A 16,256-nucleotide genomic window follows, 5' to 3' on the forward strand; every position below is an offset into this window, starting at 1 on the left:
CCAACCTGCATTTGGAGCGCTAACAGAACCTCAGTGAAACTGATCCTGGCTAGACGTTCTGTCGCAGTCGATACCGCGATTTAGCAAAGCATGGCAACAGCGCTAGGAGATTATTGCCAGCCGCACTTCACTTTACTCCTGAATGAGCAAGGACTGGAAGACTAACGCGGCGCAAACATGATGATCGCCATGCCGATCAAGGCTACCGCTACCCCGACGACATCCCAGGTACTAGGCCTGATGCCATCCACCAGCCACAACCAGCCGAGCGCCACGAATATATACACCCCGCCATATGCCGCATATACCCGCCCTGCTGCGGTTGGATGCAGGCTCAACAGCCAAGCAAACACCGCAAGACTAATGGCGGCTGGCAATAGTAGCCAGGCAGAGCCGCCCTTCTTGAGCCAGAGGTAAGGCAGGTAGCAGCCCAGGATCTCCGCCAACGCGGTCACGACAAATAACGAGAATGTTTTCAACACGAGCATGCGAGGTACCGACAATTTGATGGAGTCATTATAGACAAACTCATGCCGGGCCTTTTGGATAATATCGCCCATCCCGGCATCCAGCCTGGCGATCCACTCGCCCTACAGACAAAAGGCGACATCATCGCCAGCAATCCGCCTACAAAACAAAGAGATAAACTCACACCCATACCAGATTGACATTAATTCATCGACAGTATCAGAATAGTCAAAAATGTTAAGGGCAACCTTGGTTGAAAAACCAAGGGCGCAAAGTCACCGGTCTAAGGTAGTAGCAGTTTTCTACTATGACAGCGGAACCGCCATATTGAGAACCTCGCCCGCCGAGCTTCATGCTTGGCCCGTTGCGCAAAGGCTGTCTAATCATCAGCCAATGTCGGCCTTGCCCCTTAGCAATAAAAATATTGATTGCATATTGTTATAGGGGAATTACGTTTGTTGCCATTTCGTCATGGATTATTGGCCGTACTGGCCTTGCTCCAAGCATGCCCGTCCATCGCGGCAATCGAACCGATCGATACGTCCGCGCAGGAACAGCTATTGCAGCAGGAGCGCCTGCGCGTCCTGCGCCAGCAACAGGAAACCGCGCCAGACGCACGCCAGCCTGGCTCGCAGCCGACAACCCCGCTGGCCTATCCAGCCGAGGAATTCCCCTGCATCACTATCAGGCAGATCAGCCTTGAAGGCGAATATGCCGATCTCTTCCAGTTTGCATTGCAGAATGTCCTCCATGGCGAGCATCTCGCCATCGGCCGTTGCCTGGGCGCGCAAGGCATCAACGCCGTGATGTCGCATGTGCAGAACGCCATCGTCGCCCAGGGCTTTGTCACGACGCGCATCCTGGCCGGGCCACAGGATCTGGGCAATGGTCATCTCCGCCTCACCGTGATTCCCGGCAAGGTGCGGCAAATCCGCTTCACGTCGGACTCCAGCCCCAGGATACGCTACGGCAACGCATTGCCGGTCGCCCCTGGCGACATCCTCAACCTGCGCGCCATCGAACAAGGCCTGGAAAACTTCAAGCGCTCCCCGACTTCGGATGCCGATATCCAGATCGAGCCCGCCGAAGGCAATGCGCAACCCGGCGAGAGCGACCTGGTGATCCGCTACCGCCAGGCATTGCCTTTCCGCCTCACGTTCAGCGCCGACGACGGCGGTTTCGACAGCACCGGCAAATACCAGGGCGGCGTCACGCTCTCCGGCGACAACCTGCTGGGCCTGAGCGACTTGTTCTACATCAATCTCAACCAGGACCTGGGTGGAGGCGACAAGGGCAGCCGCGGCTCGCGCGGCAAAACCCTGCATTACTCCATCCCCTATGGCCATTGGCTGTTAAGCGCTACCGGCTCCAGCTACCACTATCACCAGGAAGTCGCCGGCCTCAATCAATCCTACCTCTACAGCGGCCGCACGCAGAATACCGAATTCAGGCTCAGCCGCATGGCGTACCGTTCTGCCATCAACAAGACGCAGGTTTCTGTCGGAAGCTTTTTCCGCAAGTCATTCAACTACGTTGACGATACGGAAGTGGAAGTGCAGCGCCGCCGCACTGCCGGGTGGACGTTGGGCGTCAACCAGAGCTGGTATCTCGGCCAATCCATACTGGACTACAGCCTTGCCTATCGCCGCGGCACCGGCGCGCAACAGGCGCTCAAGGCACCCGAGGAAGCATTTGGCGAAGGTACCTCGCACATGGAGGTCATTACTGCCGATCTCAGCTTCATGGCCCCATTTTCCTTTCAGGCGCCATGGGGAAGCCAATCCCTGCACTACGCCGCCAACCTCCGCGCGCAATCCAACCTCACCCCGCTCACGCCGCAAGACCGCTTCGCCATCGGCAATCGCTACACCGTGCGCGGCTTCGACGGCCAACTTACCCTGAGCGCGGACCGCGGCTGGTTCATCCGCAACGACCTCAGCGCCATGCTCGGGCAAAGCGGCCAGGCGCTTTATCTCGGGCTCGACTATGGCGAAGTGGGCGGGCAATCCAGCGACCGCCTGATCGGCAAGCAACTGGCAGGTGCCATCGTCGGCATGCGCGGTGGTTACAGGGGATTCAATTACGACGTGTTCCTGGGGCAACCCGTCAAGAAGCCGGATGGATTCGAGACCGCGAAAACCGCCGCCGGATTCAATCTCAACTGGTCGTTCTAGCCACATACAAGGGGAGGCATCAACATGAACAAACACCGCTACCGTCTGATATTCAACCGTGCCCGGGGCCTCATGATGGCCGTGGCGGAAAACATCCCGGCCCGCAACTCCGCCCCGGCAACGCAAACCGGCGCCACCCGGCCCATGGACAACATCACGCTGGCGGGCATTCCGCTCCTGCGCCTCTCCCTCATGCTCATATTGGGCGCTGCCATCCTCATCCCCACTGCGGCCCAGGCCGACATTATCGCCGATCCATCCGCGCCTGCCAGCCAGCAACCCATCATCGGCAACACCGCCAACGGCCTGCCGCTGATCAACATCCAGACGCCAAGTGCCGCCGGAGTATCGCGCAACACCTATAGCCAATTCGACGTCAACGCCCAAGGCGCCATCCTCAACAACAGCAACACCAACGTGCAGACCCAGCTCGGCGGCTGGGTGCAAGGCAATCCCCTGCTTGCTGGCGGCGCGGCCCGCGTCATCCTTAATGAAATCAACAGCAGCAACCCCAGCCTGCTCAACGGTTTTATCGAGATCGCAGGCAGCCGCGCTCAGCTTGTCATCGCCAACCCGGCCGGCATCAGTTGCAATGGCTGCGGCTTCATCAACGCCAACCGCGCCACCTTGACCACCGGCACCCCCATCGTCAATAGCGGCAACCTGCTGGGTTATCGTGTGGGCGGCGGCAGCATCAGCTTCATTGGCAACGGCATGGATGCAAGCCATGCTGACTACACCGATGTCATCACGCGGTCGGTCGAGGTCAATGCCGGCATCTGGGCCAAGCAGCTCAACATCACCTCCGGAGTCAACCAGGTCGATATCGACAGCAACGGCAACCAAACGGCGATCTCCCAGATCGCCACTGCAAGCACGTCCCCGGCCTTTGCCGTGGATGTGGCGGCTCTGGGCGGCATGTACGCAGGCAAGATCCACCTCGTCGGCACCGAAGCCGGGCTGGGCGTACGCAATGCCGGACATATAGGCGCCAGTGTGGGCGAAGTCGTGGTAACCAGCGCGGGGCAACTGGTCAATCGCGGCACCATTACCGCACAAGGCAACCTGGAGGTGGAGGCTGCTGAAGGTATCGACAACACGCAAGGCATATTGGCCGCCAAGCAAAAAGCGAGCATTTCGACAGCAAGCCTGGTCAACACCGACGGCACATTAACGGCTGATGGCAGCCTGGATATCGACAGCACCTCCCTCAGCGGTGATGGGGACATCTTCACCCAGGAGAATATGCGCATTGCCACCCAGGGCGATATCTACAACAGCGGGCGCATAATCGCCAATGGCCATTTGCAGCTCAGTACCGATGGACAGATTACCAACGCCAGCCAACTGCAATCGGGGCAAACGCTGCAACTCACGGCGCAAAGCCTCGACAACCAGGAGGATGGTGAAATCAGCGGCGCCAACAGCTCACTACTGTTGACCGGCACCCTCACCAACCGCGGCTTAATTGATGGCAGCAGCAACTTTATCCGAGCCGATGCCATTGACAACATCGGCACCGGCCGCCTCTATGGCGGCAACTTGGCGATTCACGCCGCCAGCCTGACCAACCACGCGGAAGCGTTCAACGGCACCACCACCGCGGCCACGATTGCCGCACGCGATCGACTTGAGCTCGGCATCAATACCCTGGTCAACCAGCAGGGAGCAACCATTTTCAGTGCAGGCGACCTGGCGATAGCTGGCACTTTGGATGCCAACAACCACGCAGCAGGCCGATCAGGTTCAATATTGAATGAAAGCGCCAGCATTGAAGCCCTCGGCGATATGGACATATCAACAGAAAATCTGACCAATCAGCGTACCACCTTTAGTACGCAGCGGGTATATGTCGGCTCATCAACCACGCGCGACCAAATTTGTGTTGATATAGGCAAATGTTCCTATATTGACCATATGACCTACCAACGTAGCGAGTACGAGGATGAAGTTGTCGCCAATTCCCCTAGCGCCTTTATCCTGGCAGCCGGAAATGCCAATATAAACTTCAATACTCTCAATAATCTCTATAGCAATATTGAGGTAGGCGGCAATCTTGATCTTACTGGCAGCGCATTACTCAACCAAGGAGCGGAGTTATTCCACCAGACTGATTTGATCACAACCAGGAATCGAATTCATTGGGGAGATCGCGATCATGGCACCTGGGTGACTTCAAGCAGTTCCAGTACCCTCATCGAAACCATACCCGCCATCATCAGCGCAGGCGGCACTCTCACCGGCACTTTCACTGATCGCATCGACAACACCACCATCCGCGAACAAACCGCTCCAGTGACCAATGCTAGCGGCAACAGTCCTGGCGCGTCCGGCCCGGTGAATATCCACAATCCAACGACCAGCAGCCTGTTCCACCCAGCACCGGATGCCACCGCCAGCTACCTGATCGAAACTGACCCGCAGTTCGCCAGCTACCGTGCCTGGCTAAGTTCCGACTACATGATGCAGCAACTCTCATTCGACCCTGCCATCACTCAGAAGAGGCTGGGCGACGGCTTCTACGAACAACGCTTGGTGCGGGAACAAATAGCGGAGCTGACCGGCAGGCGCTTCCTGGATGGATATGCCAATGATGAAGCGCAATACCAAGCACTCATGAGCGCAGGCCTGACACAGGCCGACAGCCTGCAACTCATCCCTGGCATCGCCCTCAGCGCAGAACAAGTGGCCCAACTCACTAGCGACATTGTCTGGCTGGTGGAACAGGAAGTGACCCTACCGGACGGCACTGTCACTAAGGCCTTAGTGCCGCAGGTATATGTACGCCTCCAGGAAAACGACATCTCCCCCAGCGGCGCAGTGCTCGCAGGCAGCACTGTCAACCTGCAAGTCGGCAACGGTGATCTCAATACCAGCGGCATCATCGCCGGACGCGATATCGTCAACATCTCGGCAGACAACATCCACAACGTTCGCGGACTGATTGCAGGCACCGACGTCCTCCTCGCCGCCAGCCACGACATCAACATCGAGGGCGGCAGCGTGGTAGGCAAGAATAGCTTGATCGCGGCGGCCGGCAACAACCTGACCGTGCAAAGTAGCACCACTGAACTGAATGTGCGCATGGGAGACGGCCCAACCCATGTACAAAGCCGGGTGATTGACCGCGTGGCGGGTTTATACGTCAGTAACCCGGAGGCCATCCTCGTCGCCAGCGCAGGCAACGACCTCAACCTCATGGCTGCTGCCGTGCGGAATGAGGGAGCCAACGGCCAGACCTTGCTGCAAGCTGGCAACGACCTCAATATCGGCACCGTCGCAACCACTACCGACAGTTACGCCGCAGGCCGGAAATCGTGGCGCAAGGAACAATCTTCCACTGACATCGGCAGCAGCATCGCCACCAGCGGCGACATTTCCCTGCAGGCAGGCAACAATCTCAGCGTGACTGCCAGCAGCATCAATAGCGATGCAGGCGACCTTAAGGCCACCGCCGGAGGTGATATCTCGATCACCGCAGGCACCAACACATTCGCCAGCGATGCCTACCGCAAGGTGAAAACTACCAGCCGCAAGAAAGAATACCGCGACACCATTGACCAAACCACCCGCAACGGCAGCACTCTAAGTGCAGAAAATATTGTGTTGCAGGCAGGGACAACGGGCTCAGGCAATCTTGCAGTACAAGGCAGCAACATCGTCTCCACTAGCGGTACAAAACTGCAGGCTTCTGGCGATGTCATCATCACCTCGGTAGAAAACACCCTGGACGAAACCCATACCAAGAAAGAAAAGAAATCCGGCTTCTCCGCCAGCGGCTCCAGCATCGGCTACGGCACCAGCAACCTGAGCCAGAAGCAGACCGGCACGACGGTCACGCAATCCGGCAGCACGGTGGGCAGCGTCGAAGGCAACGTCAGCATTCAGGCGGGTAAGACTTACTCGCAGATTGCCAGCGATGTGCTCACACCAGAAGGCGATATCGAGATCAGCGCCCAGCAGGTCAATATCACCGCGGGCAACAACACCTCCACCCAGACCACCGAGACCAAGTTCAAGCAGAGCAGCCTGACGCTGGCGATCACCAGCCCGGTCATCTCGGCCATCCAGACCGCCGAACAAATGAAACAGGCCGCCAGCAACACATCAGATGGCCGCATGCAGGCTTTGGCGGCAGGCACCACAGCCTTGGCGGCGAAGAACGCTTACGATGGCACGATGCAGGCGTTGAATGCGCCGCCGTCAGGCAGCAGCGTCACCGATGCCGCCAATCAGGCAGGCGGAGTGAATCTGTCGCTCAGTATTGGTACTTCAAAGAGCAGCAGCACCTCAACGCAAACCAGCAGCACGGCCCAGGGTAGCACCGTGATGGCGGGCGGCGATGTCAACATCACGGCGACGGGGGCTGGGGAGCAATCGGATATCAACGTCATCGGCAGCTCGATCAAGGCAGATGGTGATGTAAGTCTTAAAGCGGATGATGAGGTGAACCTGATCGCTGCGCAGAATACGGAGACGCTGAACAGCAAGAATAAAAACAGCAGCGCCAGTGTCGGCATCAGCATAGGTTCCAACGGGCTTGCCATCACGGCCAGCGCATCACAGGGCAAAGGCAAGGCCAGTGGCACAGATATCACCTGGACTGAGAGCGTAGTTGAGGCTGGCAACAAGGTCACGCTGGAAAGCGGTACAGATACCAACATCATCGGCGCACAAGTGCGGGGCGATCAGGTGGTGGCCGATGTAGGCACGTCCGGCGATGGCGACCTCAATATCCAGAGTTTGCAGGACATCAGCACTTACGACAGCAAGCAATCAAGCTCCGGTATCAGCGTCAGTGTGCCGGTTGGCGCTGGCATGGCTGGCGGGTCGTTCAGTTCGTCCAATACCAAGATCAAGAGCGACTATGCCAGCGTCAACGAGCAGGCGGGCATCTATGCCGGAGATGGCGGTTTCCAGGTCAATGTCAACGGCAATACCGATCTCAAGGGGGCGGTGATTGCGTCAAGCGAACAAGCCATTCAAGACAATAAGAACACGCTCACTACAGAAACGCTTACCGTCTCCGATATCCAGAACAAGGCGGAGTATGATGCCAAGGCTTCATCGGCTACCATCGGCGACGGCATCCAGGCTGGGTTGCCGCAGCTCTCTGGCGCTGGCATCGGTTCCGATAGTGATAAAGCCGACAGTACGACGGTCAGTGCGGTCAGTGGCGGTATTGTCGATATTACTAATGGCTCAGCGCAAGCAACGATGTCCGGCACGGATTCGGCCACGACCATTGCCCTGCTCAACCGCGATGTCGTCGTTGATGAACATGGCAATGCGATGGATAGCCAAGGCAACAGTACGGCCAATACCATTGCGCCTATCTTCGATGCGGAGAAGGTAGCCAAGGAGATTCAGGCGCAGGTGCAGATTACGGAGGCGTTTGGGCAGCAGGCCCATTATGCTGTAGGCCAGTATGTTCAGGAAAAACGTCGGGCATTGCAGCAACAACTCAAAGAAGCAACAACGCCCGAGGAAAAATCAATCATTCAGTCGCAACTCAAAGACTTGCGACTTCAAGAGCAGGTGATGAATGTATTGATAGGTGCAGTCACCGGGCAATTGGATACAGCGCTTGGCAAGGAAGCATTATCTGCAGCAGCAGAAAAAATGAGAGAAATCACCATCGCAAACTCAAGCTTGTTTAAAGGAATCACCGATGGCAACACGGTACTCAATAACACCTCAGGCGAAAGCGAAGGTGTTCGCGGTGACGGTATCAAGGGAGGCGGAACTCGGGTTAATTTGGATAATATCTGTGGAACAAATAATGCACGATGTGAAACTAGAATAGATGAAAATGGAAATAATGTACTTGATCTAAAAGACGGCATGGTGCAATGGAAGTCGACCAACACAATATCACTTGCCGAATTCCTGGCATCCCCCGAAGGACAACAAGCGGCTGGTGCAACTGGCGGTATTCAAGGCTGGATAGGAACATTGTTTGACTATGAATATCAGCCGGGTAGCTGGCAGGACAAATTGATAGAAGCCTTCGGTGGAACCCATGACTATATCGGAGGACAACTTACTGGCTTGTATGACGAACAGGGAAATACAAAACGTGGAATGGAGAGCACAGAACGATTTATTCGAGATAGGGTATCCGAATTGGCAATTCTACCGTCCACCCCATTTGCAATGGCAGAGTTACTACCTCCTGGGGTTTGGACTGCCATTTCTATTTTATTGAAAGGCGCTAAATGAGAATAATCAGATTATGTGTCGCACTAGGATTAACAACTAGTCTTTCCGGGTGCTTTTGTTGGGGATGCTTTGTTCCACTCGGTGATTACCCCGCCTCTCTCAAAGAAGTAGAGAGTTGGGAGCGCTCCGGAACCTTGGCGGAAACTCGCCTGGCTGACTGGCAGGCATGTGGAGGAAACGCAAATGGTACTTTTTCGAGAAAACCCAAAGAAAATTTTGACGGAGAAGACATTCAGCCAGCCGATAAAAGACAAATTGCTGAACAGCAAGTTTGTCTAATTAACAAAGGCTATCATTATATTGGAACATGCTGGAATGACTATTGGAAATCTATGCCAGCTTGTGGTGCACCATAGATAGCAATTTAACAACAGAGAAAACATGGAATCGGAAATAACCCCAGTCAATGGGAAACCATTTAAAATTCATATTGAGCCAACAAAATGAAAAATTATGAGATGAGCAAAATCATTATTGACTATTTCTATTCCGAATAATAGGGGACAGACCACGATTAATAGTAGTATTTAGGCCAATATCTTATAAGGTTTAATATGCCCCGCCTCCCTCGAATTATTTTGCCTAATATTCCGCAACACATTATCGAGGAAATAATGGTAATTATGTGTTGGCAGACATGGGTTTTGCAGATCAGATTTCAGAGGCATTGAAGATACGAGTATTACGAGGTAAAGCTGGTAGGCCTTTTAAGGTATCTCCTAGTGTATAAATCGTGGTCTGTCCCCTATTATTAACTTGCCCTCCCCCCTGCCCCCCCCTTTTGCAATGTCAGAATTTTTATCCCCACAAGTATGGCAGGCAATTTCTGTTTTATTAAAGAGTGCACAATGAAAACATGGATATTACTCAGCATTCCTTTTTTGCTCTCAGGATGCCTTTATGGTCAATGTCTGGATGGTCCGTGCGCGCTAGAGCGAGAAAAAATGATCAAATCTATCAAGCCCTACATCTCGTATTGGATTAAAGAAGGCATGACAGAAGAAGGACGATTAAACGACTGGGTGAAATGCGGAGGAATGCGCAATGGAAGCTTTGGGATTAACAGTGTGGATCGGTTATCAGGAGAAAGTATGGCCGAAGCAACTACCCGTCAAGAGTTTGCATTCCAACGGTGCATGATTTACAGCGCCTACCGTTATACAGGTGATTGCTCCAGTGAGTATATGAAAGCTCGTCCTCTTTGCGGTGCACCATAAATTCTCACAGTCAATAGGCTTATCAGCGCGCGTAGGGCGTACTCGCCGCAAGGCAAGTACGCCGTATTTTATACTCTTAATAGACGGCGCACTGCAAGCGAGTTCGCCTACGAACTCATGACACTCTCAATAGTTTTATCTGGTATGACCAGCTCGGAAAATGGCAAATAACTCTCAGGATGACAACATGAAGACAATTTTGAATAAAATATTTAAATCATTAGGAATTATTATTCTAGCTTTTGTCACACTTTCATGTGCTGTTAATGGATATAAATGGGGATGGTAATACATCACATATCGCGTAGGGATTACTCGCCCTATTAAGGAAAAGTACGCTGTATTTTTATGCTCTTTCATGCGGTACACTGCAAGCTAGCGTGCCGAGCTTAGTAATGAAAAACATCGAAGTGAAACGCTGTAAAAATGTATTGGAAACATAACAAATATGATTAATTCTCCTCTAGCAGCTCCGTTCGCTTTAAGTACTCTATTGCCGCCAGAAATTTGGAATGCGGTAATTTCTTTAATTCAATCAAAATGAAGGTATTTACTTAATGAGTCAATATTATTATTTCTTAATTATTACACTTATTGAATTGCTTATGAGCGGATGTATCTCCAACTGTAGTGTTTCTGGATGTTAACCAAAAATCACCCCGCGTAGGGCGAGCTCGCCTTATTAAGGCAAGTAAGCCGTATTTTTATGCGCTTGCATACGGCGCACTGCAAGCGAGTGCGCCCTACGAGCTAAAAGATGGCATAGTGCAATGGAAGTCGACCAACACTATATCACTTGGCGCAATAATAGGGGACAAATAATAGGGGACAGACCACGATTAATAGTAGTATTTAGGCCAATATCTTATAAGGTTTAATATGCCCCGCCGCCTTCGAATTATTTTTCCTAATATTCCGCACCACATTATCGAGGAAATAATGGTAATTATGTGTTGGGAGACACGGGTTTTGCAGATCAGATTTCAGAGGCATTGAAGATACGAGTATTACGAGGTAAATCCGGTAGGCCTTTTAAGGCATCTCCTAGAAAATAAACGTGGTCTGTCCCCTATTGTTCCACGATTTTATCGGAGGGCAGATCACGGGATTATATGACGAGAAAGGGAATGCGATGCGTGGGAGATCGGACGCATTAATTAAAGCCCACAACACATGGAGTGCAACAGGAGCCATCGTACTTTCAGCTCCTTTTGCAATGTCCGAGCTGTTACCTCCCGAAGTCTGGCAAGCTATTTCTATTTTATTGAGGAGTGCAAAGTGAGAGTAATGATAACGCTATTGTTCACCATATGTGTTAGCTGTTTATTGATTGGCTGTACGATTGGTAATGGTCAAATTTGTGGACCACAAACACCCGCAGCTTACTGCGATAAAGTTGCCTACGACAGATTGAAACATCCTAGGCCTTATGGTGCTCATTGGATCAAAGAGAATATGACAAAGGAAAGCCGTCGAATGGATATTGCGGCTTGTGGTGCAAAAGGAAATGAAAGTGTAAATTTTCTTCCGCAAGAAATCCAATCGGCCAAACAACATGAAGATTTTAATAATGTCATGGCGGAGGCAAGACTCACTAAAAAGTGGGCCGATTGCATGCGCGATAAAGGTTATACCTATCTGGAGTATTGCGATGAAAAGTGTCTTTAGACTGACTAAAAAAGAAACGCTGACAGCAGTCAAAAGCATCCAGTAGTATCAACGCCATTTGCGATATCAGAACTGCTACCTCCCGAGATCTAGCAAGCAATCTCAATTTTATTAGAAGGTACAAAATAAAAATGCGTAAATCAGTCTATTTTGCACTCATGCTTAATATCATGCTCACCAGTTGTGGGATCGGAGGGCATTGGATGAATGGTGATCCTTTCTACAAACCCGACATCAAACCCTATATCTCCTATTGGACGAAGGAAGAAATGACGGAGGAAAGTCGTTTGAATAACTGGGTGGCATGCGGAGGGCTACCCAACGGTAGTTTCGCACTTGACAGAAAAAAACGACTTCCGGAAGAAAGCAGCGATATATTCCGTGCTCGGCTGGAACACGACTTTGAACGTTGCATGCTACGCACTGGATATCGCTACACTGGCAACTGTTCCAGTGAATATATGAAATCTCAGCCTCTTTGCGGTGCACCATAAATTTTTCCCGTGTCTAGTCCTAAAACTAGGTTGACAGGTTTTACAGCAAGACTTTCTCTATCCCACCATTATTAGCCTTCTGCACGTAATCCTGCATCCAGTTTTCGCCCAACAGGTGCTTGGCCATTTCGACGACGATGTAGTCGGCCTCGATGCCGGTATCCTCACCGTAGCGTGACAAGCCTTGCAGGCAGGACGGACAGGAGGTGAGTATTTTCACGTCTTGCTCGGGACGGCCCGGGGTCAGGCCCATTTTCGCCATGCCTTTTTCCAGCTCTTCCTGCTTACGCATTTTCACCTGGGTGGCGATATCGGGACGCGCGACAGCGAAGGTGCCGGACTCGCCGCAGCAACGGTCGTTGATAGCAACGTCGTTCTCACCCACCAGCGCCTGCGTCACTTTCATCGGCGCATAGGTCTTCATCGGCGTATGGCAAGGGTCGTGGTACATGTAGCGCGTGCCGGTGATGCCCTCGATCCTGAAGTTCTTTTCCATCAGGTATTCGTGGATGTCCAGCAAACGCGCGCCCGGGAAGATGCGCTCGAATTCGTACTTCTGCAACTGGTCCATGCAGGTTCCACAAGAGACGATCACGGTCTTGATATCGAGATAGTTCAAGGTGTTGGCGACGCGGTGGAACTGCACGCGGTTGTCCGCCGTGATCTGCTGGCCCTTGTCGTGGTTGCCGCTCGAGGTCTGCGGATAGCCGCAGCAGAGGTAGCCCGGCGGCAGCACGGTGATCGCACCAGCCTCGTACAGCATGGCTTGCGTCGCCAGCCCCACAGTGGAGAACAGGCGCTCCGAGCCGCAGCCGGGGAAATAGAAAACGGCATCCGAATCCTCGGTGGTCTTCTGCGGGTTGCGGATCACCGGCACGATGGTGTCGTCCTCGATGCCGAGCAAGGCACGCGAAGTCTTGGTCGGCATCGCTTTCGGCATCGGGCGGTTGAGGAAGTGGATCACCTGCGCCTTGATCTCGGGTTTGCCCAGGGTTTGCGGCGGCGCCTTCTTGGTGCCGTTCAGCACGCCTAGCCGCTTGAACAGGCCGTGCGCGACGCGCTGCGCCTTGTAGCCGAAGCCGACCATCGCCGTGCGCATGGCGCGGATGGTGGCCGGGTCCTTGATGTTGAGGAAGGTCATCGCCGCCGTGGTGCCGGGGTTGAAATGCTTCTTGCCCTGTTCGCGCAGGAAATTGCGCATGGCGATCGAGACATCGCCGAAGTCGATATCGACCGGGCACGGTTTCTCGCAGCGGTGGCAGACCGTGCAATGGTCGGAGACGTCGTTGAACTCGTCGAAATGCTTGAGCGAGATACCGCGCCTGGTTTGCTCCTCATAGAGGAAGGCCTCGATCAGCAGCGAGGTGCCGAGTATCTTGTTGCGCGGGCTGTACAGTAAATTGGCTCGCGGGACGTGCGTGGTGCACACCGGCTTGCACTTGCCGCAGCGCAGGCAATCGCTGATGGAGTCGGCAATATCGCCGATCGCCGATTGCTCCATGATGATGGATTCCTGCTCCAGCAGGCCGAACGAGGGCGTATAGGCCGAATGCAGGCCGGAACCCGCCATGAGCTTGCCTTTGTTGAAACGGCCTTCCGGATCGACCTTGGCCTTGTAGTCGGCGAACTTGGCTACGGTCTTGTCGTCGAGGAACTCCATCTTGGTGATGCCGATGCCGTGTTCGCCCGAGATCACGCCGCCCAGGCCGGTCGCCAGCTTCATGATGCGCGCCACGGCTTCGTGCGCGGTCTGCATCATTTCGTAGTCGTCGGAGTTCACCGGGATATTGGTATGCACGTTGCCGTCGCCCGCGTGCATGTGCAGCGCGACGAAGACACGGCCCTTCAGCACTTGCTTGTGTATCTCGTCGCAGCGCTCGAGGATGCGGCGGTACTCGCGTCCGGTAAAGATGCGGTGCAGCTCCTTCTTGATGTCCTGCTTCCAGGAGATGCGCACCTGGTGCTCCTGCACGGCACGGAAAATGTTCTCCACGGCAAGGTCGCTGAAATCTGGCCCGAGCAGGGAAATCGCGCCGTCGAGATTGTCCAGCACCTTTTGCCAATGCTGGCGCGTGGCGGCGAACAATTCCAGCGCCATCTGGCGCTTGGCGACAACGCTTTCAGGGTCGGCCTGGGTCTCGTCGTCCTCATATAACGGCAGGTCACCTTTGATAAAGGCCTCGAGCGCATCCAGCAGCTTGAGCTTGTTCTTGATGGAGAGCTCGATGTTGATGCGCTCGATGCCGTCGGAATAATCGCCCAGGCGCGGCAGGGGGATCACCACGTCCTCGTTGATCTTGAAGGCATTGGTATGCTTGGCGATTGCCGCAGTGCGCGCACGGTCAAGCCAGAATTTCTTGCGCGCCTCGCTCGACACGGCGATGAAGCCCTCGCCGCCGCGTGCATTGGCAAGACGCACCACCTGCGAAGCCGCCTCGCCCACGCCGGCCTCGTCGTCGCTCGCGATATCGGCGATCAGCACCATCTTGGGCCGCTCGCTGCGGTTGGCCTTGGTCGCGTAGCCCACGGCACGCAGGTAGCGCTCGTCCAGATGCTCCAGCCCGGCGAGGATGGTGTTGGGGTGCGCGTCGAGATAATCCTTGACCTCGACGATGGAAGGCACCGCAAGCGCAACGTGGCCGAAGAACTCCAGGCACACGGTGCGCACATGCTTGGGCATGCGGTGCAGGATGAAGGTCGCCGAGGTAATCAGGCCGTCGCAGCCTTCCTTCTGGATGCCGGGCAGGCCGGAAAGAAACTTGTCCGTCACGTCCTTGCCCAGGCCGACAGTACGGAAGCTGGGGCCGGGAATGTCAAGCAACTCCGGCTCGCCGATGACGGTCTTGCCGTCCTCTTCATAGCGCGTGATACGGAACCGCGCGGTTTCCACGTCGTGGATCTTGCCGAGGTTGTGGTCCAGGCGCTCGATGAACAGCCACTGCGCATCCGGCGTCACCATGCGCCAGGAAGCCAGGTTGTCGAGCGCTGTACCCCAGAGCACGGCCTTCTTGCCGCCCGCGTTCATCGCGACGTTGCCGCCTATGCACGAGGCATCGGCGGAAGTCGGGTCGACGGCGAATTCCAGCCCGGCGGCGCTGGCCGCCTCCATCACGCGGCGCGTCACTACGCCCGCGCCGCAATGGATTACGGGCACCTTTTCCGCCACGCCAGGCAATTGGGTGTCATTGACCGCGGAATACTGGTCGAGCTTTTCGGTGTTGATGACCGCGGAGAACTTGGTGAGCGGCACGGCGCCGCCGGTATAGCCGGTGCCGCCGCCGCGCGGGATGATGGTCAGGCCGAGCTCGATGCAGACGCGCACCAGCGCGGCAATCTCCTGCTCGGTATCCGGCGTAATCACGACGAACGGATACTCGACGCGCCAGTCGGTCGCGTCCGTCACGTGCGAAACGCGAGACAGGCCGTCGAACCGGATATTGTCCTTGCGCGTATGGCGCGACAGCCTGTTCAACGCCTGCTTGCGCAGCGCTTCAGTGTCCTGGAATTCCTGCGCGAACGCGTCCACCGCCTTGCGTGCCGCCACCACCAGCTTGAGCACCTTGGCATTGCCCGCGCTGCGCTCGTCGATGGCCTTGATGCGGTGCGCCAGCGCGTCGATCAAGGCCTTGCGCCGCTTCTTGTTGGCGAGCAGGTCGTCCTGCAGATACGGGTTGCGCGACACCACCCACAAATCCCCCAGCACCTCGAACAACATGCGCGCCGAACGGCCGGTCCTGCGTTCGGAACGCAGCTCGTTCAGTACGTTCCAGATATCCTCGCCGAGGAAGCGGATGACGATTTCGCGGTCGGAGAAGGAGGTGTAGTTATAGGGGATTTCGCGTAAGCGGGCAGTCATGCTGAATAATGGCGGCTAAAGGCACAATTATATCATGGTGATATAGACAAAAATAAGCTCAAATGCAGTACTGGCGCGGCTTTCAAGAGAATGAGAATTGTTAACATACGCAAGAAAGGCTGTGCATTTCAGATGACAAACCCGGTGAAAAGCACCA

General features: G+C 54.7%; 8 protein-coding genes and 1 riboswitch. Of the genes, 6 read left to right on the forward strand and 2 right to left on the reverse strand.

Translation table 11 applies throughout. The features are described 5' to 3' along the window. Positions 1-161 precede the first annotated feature (161 nt). Positions 162-488: a YnfA family protein gene (locus tag ACW4YW_RS13960; RefSeq protein WP_407995664.1), complete on the reverse strand. Its 327-nt coding sequence runs from the start codon at positions 486-488 to the stop codon at positions 162-164. Positions 489-700: 212 nt separating this feature from the next. Beyond that, positions 701-795, forward strand: a riboswitch (cyclic di-GMP riboswitch). Positions 796-923: 128 nt separating this feature from the next. Here ACW4YW_RS13960 and ACW4YW_RS13965 point away from each other — a divergent pair. The 6 genes from ACW4YW_RS13965 (at position 924) to ACW4YW_RS13990 (ending at position 12,243) form a co-directional block, all read left to right on the forward strand. Then, complete coding sequence (locus ACW4YW_RS13965; RefSeq protein WP_457138105.1) at positions 924-2,642, forward strand: ShlB/FhaC/HecB family hemolysin secretion/activation protein; 1,719 nt, start codon at positions 924-926, stop codon at positions 2,640-2,642. A gap of 24 nt (positions 2,643-2,666) precedes the next feature. Then, on the forward strand, positions 2,667-8,864 hold the full coding sequence (locus ACW4YW_RS13970; RefSeq protein ID WP_457138106.1) for a two-partner secretion domain-containing protein: 6,198 nt from the start codon (positions 2,667-2,669) through the stop codon (positions 8,862-8,864). 134 nt (positions 8,865-8,998) lie between these two features. Continuing rightward, the gene (locus tag ACW4YW_RS13975) at positions 8,999-9,220 is read left to right on the forward strand and encodes a hypothetical protein (protein WP_457138107.1); all 222 of its coding nucleotides are present in this window, start codon (positions 8,999-9,001) and stop codon (positions 9,218-9,220) included. Positions 9,221-9,712: 492 nt separating this feature from the next. Continuing rightward, the gene (locus tag ACW4YW_RS13980; RefSeq protein ID WP_457138108.1) at positions 9,713-10,081 is read left to right on the forward strand and encodes a hypothetical protein; all 369 of its coding nucleotides are present in this window, start codon (positions 9,713-9,715) and stop codon (positions 10,079-10,081) included. A 1,287-nt stretch (positions 10,082-11,368) separates the two neighbouring features. Next, positions 11,369-11,749, forward strand: coding sequence for a hypothetical protein (locus ACW4YW_RS13985; protein ID WP_457138109.1), 381 nt, complete (start codon positions 11,369-11,371; stop codon positions 11,747-11,749). Positions 11,750-11,880: 131 nt separating this feature from the next. Next, the gene (locus ACW4YW_RS13990) at positions 11,881-12,243 is read left to right on the forward strand and encodes a hypothetical protein (RefSeq protein WP_457138110.1); all 363 of its coding nucleotides are present in this window, start codon (positions 11,881-11,883) and stop codon (positions 12,241-12,243) included. 40 nt (positions 12,244-12,283) lie between these two features. On the opposite strand, the gene ACW4YW_RS13995 is transcribed toward ACW4YW_RS13990, so the two are convergent. Beyond that, positions 12,284-16,099, reverse strand: coding sequence for a DUF3683 domain-containing protein (locus ACW4YW_RS13995; protein WP_457138111.1), 3,816 nt, complete (start codon positions 16,097-16,099; stop codon positions 12,284-12,286). Positions 16,100-16,256 lie beyond the last annotated feature (157 nt).

This window comes from Methylobacillus pratensis (assembly GCF_054072455.1).

Bases quoted from the DNA above. Each gene is read 5' to 3' on its own strand.
- ACW4YW_RS13960 (WP_407995664.1), bottom strand. From the start codon at position 488: ATGCTCGTGTTGAAAACATTCTCGTTATTTGTCGTGACCGCGTTGGCG.
- ACW4YW_RS13970 (WP_457138106.1), top strand. From the start codon at position 2,667: ATGAACAAACACCGCTACCGTCTGATATTCAACCGTGCCCGGGGCCTC.
- ACW4YW_RS13980 (WP_457138108.1), top strand. From the start codon at position 9,713: ATGAAAACATGGATATTACTCAGCATTCCTTTTTTGCTCTCAGGATGC.
- ACW4YW_RS13985 (WP_457138109.1), top strand. From the start codon at position 11,369: ATGATAACGCTATTGTTCACCATATGTGTTAGCTGTTTATTGATTGGC.
- ACW4YW_RS13990 (WP_457138110.1), top strand. From the start codon at position 11,881: ATGCGTAAATCAGTCTATTTTGCACTCATGCTTAATATCATGCTCACC.
- ACW4YW_RS13995 (WP_457138111.1), bottom strand. From the start codon at position 16,099: ATGACTGCCCGCTTACGCGAAATCCCCTATAACTACACCTCCTTCTCC.